The sequence below is a fragment of the Deinococcus carri genome, from assembly GCF_039545055.1.
In the GTDB taxonomy this organism is placed as follows: domain Bacteria; phylum Deinococcota; class Deinococci; order Deinococcales; family Deinococcaceae; genus Deinococcus; species Deinococcus carri.
On the sequence record NZ_BAABRP010000034.1, the window covers coordinates 1 to 12,492 of the forward strand.

Annotated in this window: 9 protein-coding genes and 2 pseudogenes; 5 read left to right on the plus strand and 6 right to left on the minus strand. The window is 60.9% G+C overall.

From position 1 onward, the window contains the following. Positions 1-207 precede the first annotated feature (207 nt). From ABEA67_RS19165 to ABEA67_RS19180, 4 genes are all read left to right on the plus strand, one after another. Positions 208-414 carry a hypothetical protein gene (locus ABEA67_RS19165; RefSeq protein ID WP_345468439.1) on the plus strand — a complete coding sequence of 69 codons (207 nt, stop codon included), beginning with the start codon at positions 208-210 and terminating at the stop codon, positions 412-414. Continuing rightward, positions 414-1,058, plus strand: a complete 645-nt coding sequence (locus tag ABEA67_RS19170; RefSeq protein WP_345468442.1) for a hypothetical protein — start codon at positions 414-416, stop codon at positions 1,056-1,058. The genes ABEA67_RS19165 and ABEA67_RS19170 overlap by 1 nt, the downstream gene beginning before the upstream one ends. Before the next feature lie 675 nt (positions 1,059-1,733). Continuing rightward, positions 1,734-3,137 (plus strand): DEAD/DEAH box helicase family protein, encoded by a 1,404-nt coding sequence (locus ABEA67_RS19175; protein WP_345468444.1) that lies wholly within the window; start codon positions 1,734-1,736, stop codon positions 3,135-3,137. Continuing rightward, the gene (locus tag ABEA67_RS19180; protein ID WP_345468446.1) at positions 3,124-3,378 is read left to right on the plus strand and encodes a DUF790 family protein; all 255 of its coding nucleotides are present in this window, start codon (positions 3,124-3,126) and stop codon (positions 3,376-3,378) included. Before ABEA67_RS19175 ends, ABEA67_RS19180 begins: the two co-directional genes overlap by 14 nt. A gap of 65 nt (positions 3,379-3,443) precedes the next feature. Here ABEA67_RS19180 and ABEA67_RS19185 read toward each other — a convergent pair whose 3' ends face one another. From ABEA67_RS19185 to ABEA67_RS19200, 4 genes are all read right to left on the minus strand, one after another. Next, on the minus strand, positions 3,444-4,229 hold the full coding sequence (locus ABEA67_RS19185) for a hypothetical protein (RefSeq protein WP_345468448.1): 786 nt from the start codon (positions 4,227-4,229) through the stop codon (positions 3,444-3,446). A 96-nt stretch (positions 4,230-4,325) separates the two neighbouring features. Then, positions 4,326-7,247, minus strand: coding sequence for an eCIS core domain-containing protein (locus ABEA67_RS19190; protein ID WP_345468450.1), 2,922 nt, complete (start codon positions 7,245-7,247; stop codon positions 4,326-4,328). Positions 7,248-7,690: 443 nt separating this feature from the next. Continuing rightward, positions 7,691-8,548 (minus strand): tyrosine-type recombinase/integrase, encoded by an 858-nt coding sequence (locus ABEA67_RS19195; RefSeq protein WP_345468453.1) that lies wholly within the window; start codon positions 8,546-8,548, stop codon positions 7,691-7,693. 567 nt (positions 8,549-9,115) lie between these two features. After that, positions 9,116-9,346 carry an ArsR/SmtB family transcription factor gene (locus ABEA67_RS19200; protein WP_345468456.1) on the minus strand — a complete coding sequence of 77 codons (231 nt, stop codon included), beginning with the start codon at positions 9,344-9,346 and terminating at the stop codon, positions 9,116-9,118. Positions 9,347-9,429: 83 nt separating this feature from the next. Between ABEA67_RS19200 and ABEA67_RS19205 the strand changes: the two are divergent. Beyond that, positions 9,430-11,324, plus strand: a pseudogene (locus ABEA67_RS19205) (MFS transporter). A gap of 140 nt (positions 11,325-11,464) precedes the next feature. On the opposite strand, the pseudogene ABEA67_RS19515 reads toward ABEA67_RS19205, so the two are convergent. Then, a pseudogene (locus tag ABEA67_RS19515) lies at positions 11,465-11,558 on the minus strand (transposase); the annotation flags it as partial. Positions 11,559-11,763: 205 nt separating this feature from the next. After that, positions 11,764-12,303, minus strand: coding sequence for an IS5 family transposase (locus ABEA67_RS19215; protein WP_345468461.1), 540 nt, complete (start codon positions 12,301-12,303; stop codon positions 11,764-11,766). Positions 12,304-12,492: the final 189 nt, after the last annotated feature.

Genomic DNA, 12,492 nt, shown 5'->3' on the forward strand with positions numbered 1-12,492 from the left:
CGCAAGGTTGCCGTCACCGTTCGCTGGCCCGGTGCCAGAATCGCCCCGATCAGCAGCAGTTGAACCTGGGGCCAGACACGCCTCGAAAACACGGGTGTGAAAGCACCGATGATCAACGTGAACCACGAAGGCAACGACATACTGTTGACTCTGACAGGCCGCCCGGTTCTCGGGCGGCCTGTCAATGGACAAAGTCGAGCTTACTGGATGTTCGACGGTTACACGTCCGACACCTTGTTTCTGCGTCTGCCCCGTTCCCCCAGCCTTGGTGACCTCGATCTGGTGGTGACCTTCGACCTCGACCTGCGTCCGGAGAGCGTGCAGGTCAGCGTTCGCAGCGCCTCCAAGCCGGTCATTGACCTGTTCCGGCGTTTCACTGCTCAACTGAGCCTGCTGCTGCCCCTGGAGTGCTGATGAAGCCACTGGTCTGCCTGCTGTCGCTGCTGTTTTGTACTTCTGCCGCTGCCGCTACGGCGAAAATTGACTGCTCGACGCTCGTTGTCGAGCCTTACTGGGCCATGTCCTACAGCAGTGTGGAGGATTTCCCCAATCCGGTGCAGAAGTTCAGGGTCGATTTCTTCGACATCAAGAAGCCCTTCGATTTCAATAATTGCGGAATCGTTGTTCATGCCGATCCCAAGGAATTCAGGATCAAGGCGAAAAGTACCGACACCCTTCTGACTGTCATGAGGCAGATAAGCAGTTGGGAGTTTGACATCCTGGGCGTCACTACCGTCGCTGGAAAGACAAAACATCCGTATGCCGCCGTTCTGAGAATTGGTCTGCCCAACATCGCCAATAAAAAGGTGTCCATCACTGCCTATCCCAAAGGGACATACTTACCCAAGGACGCGCTGATGGCTGTCCGGGCGGATGGCGGCAAACTGTTGCCGGTGATCTATAACGGTACGTTCCGAGATGTCGGTGTCGATCCCAAGGTTAAGACCCTGGAATTTTACATCAAGGTGGGCAAGCCTCTTCTATGGGAGGGGATGTGTTTCAATGTCGGTAGCAGTGAAATGATCTTTTACAGGAAGATGTCCTTTCCATCGCGGTAGTCGGTTGCCCATTTCAGGCTTTCCGCAAAGCAAGGACCTTCGATGACACAGCACTACAACCGTGTATACCAACATTTTCTGGGTCTGACGGACGACGGTCCTCCTTTCCAACGCCCCGACCGTCCACCTCACACCGTCCATTTGCTCGATGGCCCGCGCACCTCCGTGCGTCATCAGGTCGAGGTGCCTGGCAGATACCGCAGCGGCCCCTTGTTTGGACGCTGGGTGGGCGAGCAGATGGTCGTCAGCCATATGACGGTGGCCTCCCCCTGCGGACTGATCACCGGGGACGACGTACCTTTTGCGCTGCACGCCGACTACCTGCTGGGCTGGATGGATGCCTTGCGGTCCTTCGACTGGTCCATCGACTGGATAGGGCACTGGTTGATGACGCCAGACCGGTCCATGCCCGACCATGACGACCAACTCCGCCTCTTGCGGCAGGCTGCCGGTCTGGGTGGGTCTGGTGACTGCCGACCTCCCCGTTGTTTTCTTCGGCTGGAGGCGTTTCGACCTTCAGGCAGAGGCATTTACCTACACGCCCAGTCTCGGGGCGACTCCCGTCGTCGTGGAGTTTTAGGACTCCGACCGGAGGACGCCCTGCATGCGCGGGCCTGGCCCGCCATGCCGCCGATGAAGACAGTTCTCGCGCTGGATTGACATTAGCATCTCGGCATGGTTTTCCCCCTGCGCCTGGACCGGGGCACGCTGGTGATGCGCGAGGTGCCTCCAGCGCTGGAGGCCCTCTTCGTGTGGGATGCACGCAGCCAGTCGTACCGCGCCCCCGGCATGCGCTACCGCGAGATCATGGAGACGGCACGGGCCGCGAATCTGGGCCTGCGCGACGAGGCGGCGGCCTTCTCGAAGCTCGATCTCAGCTTCTCACGCGACATCGAGCCGTACCGCCACCAGAAGGAGGGTCTGGCCGCCTGGAAGCGGGCCAGTCGCCGGGGAGTGGTGGTGTTGCCAACCGGAGGTGGGAAAACGCTGGTCGCGCAGCTCGCTATGCGGGACACGCCCAGGAGTACCCTCATCTGCGTGCCGACGCTGGACCTGCTGCACCAGTGGTATGCCGGTCTGCTCGCGGCCTTCCCCGACGCCAACGTGGGTGTGTTGGGGGGCGGGAGCAAGGACGACACGCCGGTCCTGGTCAGCACCTATGACTCAGCCGCCATCTATGCCGAGGACCTGGCCGGGCGGTACGGGCTGCTGATCTGTGACGAGTGCCATCACCTGCCCGCCCCCTTCAAGCGGGCCATCGCGGAGATGAGCCTGGCTCCTTACCGCCTGGGCCTCTCGGCCACCCTGGGGCGCAGTGACGGGCGGGAAGCGGACCTGGACGAGCTGCTGGGGCCGGTCGTGTACACGGCACAGCCCGAAGATTTAGCGGGGCAGAGCCTGGCGGCGTACCGCGAGGTCATCATCCGCGTGCGCCTCAGCCAGCACGAGCAGCAGCGCTACGACGAGTGCATCCGGCTCAGGAACGATTTCCTGCGGCGCTCCGGGATCAAGTTGGGGAGTCTCGACGGCTGGCGGCAATTCATCCTGTCCAGCGGCACCCCGCAGGGCCGCGCGGCGATGCTGGCCCACCGGGAGGCGCGCGGCCTCGCCTATGGGACGGAAGGCAAATTAAGTGTACTGGAGGAGATTTTTGCCAACCACCCCGCCGAGCGTACGCTGGTCTTCAGCGACGACAACGCCACCGCGTACCGCGTCGGTCAGGCGTTCCTGGTACCGGTGATTACCCATCAGACACCGGTGAAGGAGCGCCACAAGCTGCTGGAGCGGTTCAGGGACGGCACCTACCGCGTGCTGGCGACCAGCCGGGTGCTGAACGAGGGTGTGGATGTGCCTGAGGCATCCGTCGCGGTCGTTCTCTCCGGCACCGCCACCGAACGCGAGTACATTCAGCGGCTGGGGCGGATTCTCAGGAAGGCGCAGGACAAGAAAGCGGTGCTGTACGAGATCATCACCGAGGGCACCAGCGAGGAGCGGGTCAGTCAGCAGCGCCGGGGTCAGTGGCAGCCGGGACAGCGGGTGGAAACCTCTGTGTGGGAGGACCTGAATGCTCCCCACTGAACTGCTGATGTTCCGGGTGAAGGCGGACGTGGTCGAGCCGAAGCGCCTCAAACCCACGACGAATAACCTCAAGCTCGCGGAGACGCTGATCCGCACCTCCGAGGACAACGTGGGGAAGCGGCGGGCCGACCTCGATGAGGATCTCCGAGCGCTGGAGGCCGGGCGGCCCGACTTCAAGGTGGTCCGGGGGTTGGCGCACCTGCTGGTGAACGGGTCCAGCACCTTAGCCTACCGGAGTTAACTTGCCAGAACTGGGGAACATGACGGGAAACGCGGGGGAGCGGCCTCCACTCCGGTCAGGCAGGATCACTTCACAGCAACAGTCACCAGACCGCCCGCCTCCATGCCCAGGCTAATTTCGCGCCCGTGATACCCACCCTCGTCACGCACCACATAGGCGTTCGGTGCCACCTTTCGAACCACCGGAAGCTTGACGTCCAGCCCCTCGAACGCATCACTCAATGTGGGCTGATAGGTGAAGGTCGGTTTGGCGTTGAGTGAACGGAAGGTGTTCACGTCTCCACCAAAATAGAAGGCTGCCAACGCATCGCCGAACTCCGCCTCGGTCCAGCCCGTTCGGGCACACAACACGCCTGGTTCTGGCTTCTTGCAGGGCAGGATCTTCCCTGGCACAGCGCGCAGGGCAGGGTTCTGACTCAGCAGCAGGCGGTAGAGAAAATGCTTGGCGACTCCATCGGCATCCAACCGGGTGTACTCCGTCGTGCCTCTGAGCCGGTCCTCGCCTTCGCGGGGAGGCGCACCGAACATGCCAGTCTCAGGATGTTGCATGAAGAGCGACAACTCGTTGTGGACGTACGTGACGGTCAGCTCCGCTGACGGCTCCTTCCGGGTCATTGTGGCGCTCAATGCCGTATCGGCATTTCCAGTGGAAATTACCGTGAAGCCCACGTCTGTTAATTGTTCGACGACGTGCTTAAAACTTTCTGTCAAGTTCTCGCTGCCATCGAGATAGCAGGCCGAGTAGCGGTAGTCGCTGTAGCCTCCCTGGCAAGGCGTCCAGAGAAGATCGGGCACAGCCGCGACAGCGTGCTGTACCTGCTGGAATGTGGCATCAGGCAACTGTTCAGTCACAGGTTCTCCCGGCCTGCAAGAGGAAAGGCTTAAAACTGTTAGGAAAGCGAGAAAAAGACGCATGACACCCTCTTTTTGAAGAAGCACGGATCGACATCACCGGTGTTGTGGCAGCAGCCCGAGGGCAGAGGAGTAAAGGCCATCCGCTGCAGGATGAGCGGAATACCAGAGATCAAGCAGGTGGCGCAGTTGCATAAGACGGTTGCGGTTTTCGTCAAACACCTTCTGCGGAATATCCAGCTTGAGAAACCGCTGCTTATAGGCCAGGAACCGCTCGTATTGGTACTCCATCTCGCGCAGCGTCGGCGCGTTATAGACACTGATGGACTGGTTGGCACTGGCCTTTATCCCGGTTCGGTACGCTTCGAGCGCCTGGTACAGCTTTGCCTCTGGCTGCTTGAGGATCACGTCGAGCATCTGGAGTGACTGCACCGTGTGGGTCACCTTAAACTGCGGGATCTGTGTACTCAAGAGGGTCAACTCCCCGATAAGCTTCCTGGGCTGGCCCATGGCCTGCACCGTCATCTTCTGCAACCGGGGCAGGATTTGTTCGAGCAGCAGGTTATAGACGACGTTGTTCTCGTATGTCGTGCGGAACTGCGGCACGAAGAGCGAACCCGTCACGGCCTGCTTGAGTCCCTCCTTGCCTGGGGTGGTGTCGAGCGATGACGGCACCGTCCGGATCAGCGGCATGATGGCGTCAAAGCCTGCCAGTTCGTTGGGATCCTGCGAGCCGTTCTTCACCAGGTTTTGCGCCAGGGCATTCTTCGCCAACCCCTGCCCCTGCAGGTCCTGCAGCACCTCCAGCAGGATGGGCGAGTTGTGGCCATCGGACGCATCCGGGGACTCGGTCTTCTCACCCGTGTCCTTCCAGACACGCCGCCAGGTGGCACCGACGTTGATGCCCCCCGTCCCCGCCTTCCGGTCGAACTCGTACACCTGACCCGGAATTCCCTTCTCACCGGATGACGGCACCGAATCGCCCGTGACGCGGTAGTACCGCGCCTTGACCTTCTGCATGGCCGCGAGCTTCTCCACGTCGCTCTTTTTGATGTTCGCACCCTGGAAGGTGTACACCTCGCTGAAGCGGTTGGGGTTCTTCACCACCGTGATCTGCGCCAGGGCACCCCCGAGTGAGTGTCCGGTGGCAACCAGGTCGGCGCCGTAGGCTTTCAGGGCCGGTCCGATGATCTGTTTCTCGTTCGCCTCGTACTGGGAGTAGCCCGTGTGATAGGCCGCGAGGTCGGTCATGGTGTCCAGGCCGCTCTCATTGCTCTTGGCGAACCTGGGCTCCTTGCTGGCCTGCTCGTAGGCCTTGGGGAGGAACTTGATGCCCTCGGTGCCCCGGAAGGCTACGATCGTCTTCCTACCGATCGGCTTGGGATGCCCCTTGATGGGCGTGAACACCCGCATCTGGAAGCCCCAGTAGCCGTGGATGGTGGGATGTGCCTGGTAGCCGGCAGCCTGCAGAATGCCCTGGGCCTTCTTCCCGGCCTGGCCTGAAATCTGCTTCGCGTCGTTCAGGGACGGGTCGTTGCTGTAGACGAGGTACGCGAGCTGGTTGATAAATGCGGCATAGGTCAGCTCCTGTTCTCCACCCAGCAAGGCCAGGGTTAGCTTCGCCTTCAGAGGGGCAGGGAGCTTTTTCAATGCGGCATCCGACCAGTCCCGGCCATAGTTCTGGCTGCCCAGGGCCATGACCTTCGTCCAGAACGCTTCTGGAAGATCGTGGCTGAGGGCGGTGGTGATGACGGCCTCTCCAGAACCCGGCTTGTGCAGCGCTTCAACCAAGGCAGCCGCCGTGGGTGGAGCTGTCTTCCGCTGAACCGCTGGGGAAGAGGCGCGTTGCAACGCACCGCGAGTGGAGGCAGGGCCACTGGCCTGTGGTCCGTCAGGGGTGGCTGCTTGAGGAGAGGGGGCCAGGGAGGCCAGACGTTCCCCCATCTCCTGGGCCTGCGCCTCCAGACCGGCATCGGGATCGAGGCCTGGCGCGACCTTGCCTTGCGCCTGCTGGACGGTATGGGTCGTCTCGTGCGCCAGCAGTTTGAGCCCACTCTCGCTGGTCGGGTCATACCGGTTCGCCGCGAAGTAGATGTCCTGCCCACTCGTGAACGCCTCAGCCTGCACACCCGCCGCGAGCTTGGTCGCTTCCTCGTCAGTATGCACCCGTACCCGGCTGAGGTCAGCGTTGAGGCCCGCCTCCAGATGGCGCTGCACGGCAGACGGCAGTGGTTCACCGCCTCCCTGGCGAGCCTGCACACGCTGGGTGACCGTGCCGAGGTTCGCTTCCGTATGTCGCGCCAGGGCCTCGTCCAGTTGCCGTTGTAAGCCGAGATGCGCGACCTGAAGAGCGTGCCCGTCCCGGACCTGCGCTTCCCTCGCTTCCTGCTGGCGTTGCAGGGTGACGGCCCGCTGCACGGCGGCCTGATCCTGAGGTGTCTTCGCCACTTCCGACAGCCGGGCCTGCAGAACGTCGCTGTCGGCCCCCTGCTGCACGGCACGCTGGAGGGCATCCAGGGCCAGCTCTGCCCGGACCGCCCCGGGGAGGTACCGGGCGTCACGGGTGAAGGCCGCCGTCACGGCCTGCTGGGCGGTGTGCGTGACCGCCTGACGCTGGAGAGCCGTCAGGACAGGGGGCGTGGGCAGGGATTTGGGAGCGCGCCGCTGGAGGATGGCGGCGGATTCCGGGCGAAGGCCCCGCTCTGCCAGGGCCTGGCGCGAGGCCGAAACCGCCACCTCGCTCGCCTGCACCTCGCTGGCCACCCGCTGAAGAATGGCCTGCTCGGCAATGAGCAGGTCGGCGGCGGTGAGGGCTGGAGCCATTCGGGTACGCTGCACGACCGCGGACACCGAGCGCGAGTTGGTGGTCGTGAAGGGGACAGCGGGAACTGCGGACACCTGTTCTGCCATTCGGGTCAGTGCCTGTTCGACCGGCTGCCTCTGCACCTGTTGATGCAGGGTCGGCGGGGTGAAGGCAGACACGACGCTCGCGGCTTTCTTCTTGGTGTCAAAGGTCATCGGCGCCCTCCTGCCCCCAGCCTACCTGTCCTTCTGGCTGTGCGCGAGCGAAAGTAAGCGGTGTGGCCGAGGCTTCAGATTGGTTATCCCCACGTCCGCTACCATGCTGGGGCTGAGACAAGATGCAGAAATTTTAGTACGCTAACAAAAAAGAGCGGCTGGGCCGCTCTTTTGGAGCTAGGGGCGACCGCCCAAGGCCCGGAGGTAGCTCTCGCCCATGTTGCGCGCGCTGGTCTCGGCGTAGATCTGGGTGGTGACAAGGCGCTTGTGGTGGAGGAACTTCTGCACCTAATCCAATGGCATTCCGGCGTCCAGCAGCAAGGTGGCGACGCTCGCGCGCAAGCGGTGAGGTTGTGACCCGCTTCTCGATGCCTGCTCGGTGGGCCACGTCGCGCACCATCAGGGGTGACCTGAGAATCGGAACCAAAACCTGCGCTAAGGAATTACTTTCGAGTCCGACGCCATTTTCGAACTTCTGCGTCGGCTGAGGCGTCACTCACCTCGGCGTAGCGTAAGGTGGTCTGAATGTGGCGGTGCCCCAGCCTCTTGTGGATCGTTCCTAGGCTGACGCCCCCATTGACCAGCTCCGTCGCGTGGCTGTGGCGCAACTGGTGCAGGGTGCAGGGCACACCTGCCTGAGCCGCGTACTGCTGCCAGCGCTCCTGCACACTCTGATACCGCAATGGCCCACCGCGCCCGTTCTTCTGGGCCTGAAATAGCGGCCCATGCTCGTAATCCAGTGAGCGCAGGTACTTCCGCAGCGCATTGACCAGCTTGGGGTCATCGAGCAGTACTGTCCGGCGCTGCCCCCCTTTCCCCAGCACCGTCATGTGTTCGTCGCCTTTGGCAAGATCGAGGTCATCCAGATGGATATTCAGGGCCTCACTGATTCGCAGACCCGTCTTAAAGACCAGGCGGAACAGCAAGGCGTCGCGTCTCTGATGTGCTGGAATGGCCGCGAAGATGCGCTCAAGGTCCTCCCGGCGCAGTCCTCGCGGGTGCGGTGGTGGAATGGGAGGGCGCTCCAGGTGGAGCGTCGGGTCAAGGTCCAATCGCCCGTGCTGCCTTCCCCAGCGGCAGAACCGTTCGATGGCCGTCTGTTTGCGATTCTGGGTGGAAGCAGCCCACGAGTGGGCTGCAAAATACGCTTCCAGCGCTACCGCATCCAATTTCCTGCCGTTCGCCTGGAGCCACCGCTGGAGGTGGGTCAGGTCAGCCCCGTAAGCTCGGAGGGTGACCGCGCTGCGTTTCAGCCCCATGAGGAACTGGTCGGCAGCCCTCTGGAAGTCAGTCGGGTGCATTCCTGCGATAAGTGTAAATCCGAATCAGGTTTTGAGCGTGGATTTCTGCCCTCGAATCCGCAGGCCGGAGCTTCTTTTCCTGCAATAAGGAGACTTACATCAGGAATATTCCGAATTGGTTTGCCAGTTGCTGTCTGCCTTCAATAGTCACCCGTAAACTGCGCTGCTCGGCACTGCTCTTAATCCAGTTATTGGCCTGAAGGTGATTGAATAGAGCCACTCCCAGTGCGCCCCCCAGATGAGGCCGACGCACGGTTCTATCAATGCATCGCTGGGCAAATTGACGGCGTTTTTTACGGGCTGCTTCAACGTCAATTCCCAGTTGTTGGAACCCGATTTCACCACTGTCAGTCAGGGTAAATACCTGCCCCGAAGCCAGCAGCCAGCCTTGGCTGACAAGCCAGGCTGTCAGTTGAACGCCTAACCCACCCGCCAGATGATCATAGCAACGCCTGGCCTGAAGAAATGCTGGGCCTTCCGGAAGCGCCTGTCGAACAGCTTTCTTGTGTGCTGGCGGCTCGGCAAAGCCCGCGACAACCTCCAGCAGATTTGCGACTTTACTGTCTTTCAGGGTGTAGTAACGATGACGACCAATCTGGTGAACACAAGAAACTCAGCTTTAAGCAACTGTTTCAGATGGTCACTCAGCGTCGAGGGTTGTACACCTGCAATCTGGGCCAGTTCTCCGGCAGGCAGCGCCTGCCCGTCTGCAAGGGCCAGGAGCACTGACCAGCGCATAGGTTCAGCCAGAAGCTGTCCCACTGCGGCCAGACCATATGCCTCTGGAAGTCGTTCCATACGTTGAAGGTAGCGCAGCGAACAGGCCAATGTTTCGGCCTAAGCCGAAACATCTCCGTTACCAACTCTGACACACTTTTTGAGTGAAGCAAGAACGCTGGATTATCCTCACAGCCAGTCTGGGACTCTTTCTCTCGACGCTGGATACAGGCATCATCAATATCGCGCTCCCAGTGCTAACGCAGACATTTCATGCCTCTATTTCACTGGCCGCGTGGACGGTTGCCTTTTACCTGATTGTTCTAATTGTGGCCCTGTTACCGCTAGGCCAGTGGGCTGACCGAGTAGGGCAAGTCACGGCGTTTCGACGGGGGTTGGTGGTGTTCCTGGTGGCTTCCGTTGGCTGCGCTTTGGCTTCCAGTCTGGGGTGGCTGATTGCTGCACGGGGACTGCAAGGACTGGGAGCGGCCTTCCTGCAAGCGACAGCAACAGCGTTGATTGCCACGCAACTTCCACCAGAACGTCGCTACACCGCCCTAGCAGCGCTGGGCATGATTCAGGGTCTTGGCCCGGTGGTCGGCCCTGGGTTGGGTGGACTCCTGCTCTCGCTGGGAAGCTGGCACTGGCTGTTCTGGATTAATGTGCCGCTCTGTCTGCTGGGCCTGCTGGGAGTGCAATTTTTTCAGCCAACTCACTCCCAGGCGAGCAAAGCAGCCATCAACGTTGTCAGCAGCATTCTACTGGGACTGAGCCTGCTCTGTGGACTTCTTGCTTTGAATACACCACGGCTTTCTGGCAGCGTGCATGTCGTTCTGACCGCTCTCACGCTGGCCTTGGGTGTGGCTTTTGCCTTCCTCGATAAGCAACAGCCTGCTCCGTTGATTTTGCCGCAGCTCCAGAGCAGTGCAGAACTGCGTTTGCTGGTCGGTTTGACCGGGGTTATTGGAGCCGTCACGACGGTGGTTTTCCTGGTACCACCGTTTCTCTGGACACAATTGGCACATCTTCAGGCGTGGCAAGTGGGCCTGCTGGCCCTGGCTGCGCCAGCAGCCTTTACGGTGACTGCACGCCTAACACCGAAGCTGAGAGGTCTGGAATCTCGCTCCAGTCTGCTGCTACTCGGACTATTGCTGATGACGCTGGGACTGGGTATTGCGGCGTTGATGCTGCACTGGCAAAGCGGGATTGCGCTGTGTTTGCCGCTTCTGGTCTATGGATGTGGGGCAGGCATTTTGCAGGTAGAAGCCGTCACACGGATGACAGCTCAGGTCAGTGCGGAGATTCAGGCTACCCTGGGTAGCACACAGCGTCTGGTGCAGAATCTCGGCATTGCCTTGAGTTCGGCCCTGGTTGGGAGTCTGCTCACCCGTGTTTCCCTGCTCATTGGTGGTCAAACAGCGTTCTGGCTGGCAGCAGGACTCACTTTCCTGGCGCTGCTTGTGACGGCAAAGCAGAACAGGAGAATGCCGGTGCCAGTTGAATTCCTGAGCGATGAGCAAGCCGCCCGCTACGGGCGGCTTGCCGTTGACCCCACACCCGAGCAACTCACCCGTTACTTCTTCCTAAATGAAGCCGACCTCGCGCTGATTGCCGAGCGCCGCCGCGACCACAACAAACTCGGTTTTGCCATTCAGCTTTGCACGTTGCGGTATCTGGGAACGTTTCTTCCCAACCCGATTCAGGTCCCAAAAGTCGTGGTACAGCACGTCGCCCAACAGCTTGAAGTTTCGCCTGAAGTGTTCAGTACGCGCTGGGCGAGGAAACCCGCTATACCCATCGCCGCGACATCGTGGCTTACCTGGGCTACAAAGAGTTTGATGATTTTCAGGTGTTCCAGCTCATTCGCTGGATTTACGCCCACCTCGCCGTCAGTGCCTCGCGCTCCAGTGTGCTGTTTGACCTCGCCGCTGCTCATCTAATTGCCCAGAAAATCGTTCTGCCGGGGGTTAGTGGGCTGGCCCGACTGATTGCCCGTGTCCGCGAGCGGTATACCGCTCGCACTTTTGAAGGACTCAGCAAGAAACTCAGTGCTGAATAGCTGTGGGCCTGACAGAACAGATGAGAGTGCCCCGTGGGGGCATTCTTAGAGCGCGTTTTAAAAGGCACAGGGCTAGGGTTGGAGGCGGCGCAACATGAGGTGGATGTTGGCGAGGTAGAACCAGGCTTCAGTGGTTTCGGGCAAGCCCTCATAGTCACGGGAGAGGCGACGTGAGCGGGCGAACCAGGCAAAGGTGCGCTCCACAACCCAGCGGCGTGGCATGACAACGAAGCCTCGTTGTCATGCCACGCCTTTGACAATATCGACTACCCAGGAGAGTGTCTGCTTGGCCCACGACACCAAGCCGCCATCCGCCCAGAGGTGCTTGATACTAATTCCGATTGAAGGGTGTTGAAAACACCCGGAAATCCGACCAGAGGGAGAAGGAACAAGGGCGGATTTCGGGAGATGGATGAACAGGCGGTGCCCTCCCGACTGTTCAGGAATTGGACGGAATCCGTATGAGTCGAGGAAAACGCTTGGCGAGGATGCTCAGGAGGATGGGGGCACCCACGCGATTCTGCACACTGCCTGCGGTCACGAAGACGACCAGGAGCAAGCCCAGGGTATCCACGACGATATGCCGCTTGCGCCCGTTGGTTTTCTTGCCCGCATCCACTCCACGAAGACCGGCTTGTGGTGTGCAACGGACAGTTTGAGCATCAAGGATGCCTGCACTCGGTTCCGGGTTGCTCCCGGCTTTCTTCCGTGTTCTCCGCAGGAGGAAGCGGTTGACCGCTTCCCAGGTACCGTCCTGCTGAAACTGCCGGAAGTAGCCGTAGACCGTCTGCCAGGCGGGGAAATCATGAGGAAGATTACGCCAGGTGCAGCCCTTTTGGAGGACATACAGGATGGCGCAGACCACCTCGTACATCTCCACCTTCCGGGGTCTGCCGCCCGCCTTGCAGGCGGGCAACAGGGCCTTGATGCGCTTAAACTGCTGTCGGGTCAGGTCACTGGTATACCGTCTTCTTCTCACAAAGACAGCGGACCAGAACCTGGCCCGCTGCGCTGTTCCCTCTGCACTTTTAAAACACGCTCTTATCGGCGTTCGACGGGAATTTCGGGGATAGCGCGGTGGGTGGCGGCACTGCGGGCACCCATCACGGTGAGCAGCAGGGTCAGACCCGCGGTGAGCAGCCAGCCCAGCCCCGTGTTGCGGGCGGCA

Coding starts and splice junctions, on each gene's coding strand:
- ABEA67_RS19165 (WP_345468439.1), top strand. CDS start 208: ATGTTCGACGGTTACACGTCCGACACCTTGTTTCTGCGTCTGCCCCGT.
- ABEA67_RS19170 (WP_345468442.1), top strand. CDS start 414: ATGAAGCCACTGGTCTGCCTGCTGTCGCTGCTGTTTTGTACTTCTGCC.
- ABEA67_RS19175 (WP_345468444.1), top strand. CDS start 1,734: ATGGTTTTCCCCCTGCGCCTGGACCGGGGCACGCTGGTGATGCGCGAG.
- ABEA67_RS19180 (WP_345468446.1), top strand. CDS start 3,124: ATGCTCCCCACTGAACTGCTGATGTTCCGGGTGAAGGCGGACGTGGTC.
- ABEA67_RS19190 (WP_345468450.1), bottom strand. CDS start 7,247: ATGACCTTTGACACCAAGAAGAAAGCCGCGAGCGTCGTGTCTGCCTTC.
- ABEA67_RS19195 (WP_345468453.1), bottom strand. CDS start 8,548: ATGCACCCGACTGACTTCCAGAGGGCTGCCGACCAGTTCCTCATGGGG.
- ABEA67_RS19200 (WP_345468456.1), bottom strand. CDS start 9,346: ATGGAACGACTTCCAGAGGCATATGGTCTGGCCGCAGTGGGACAGCTT.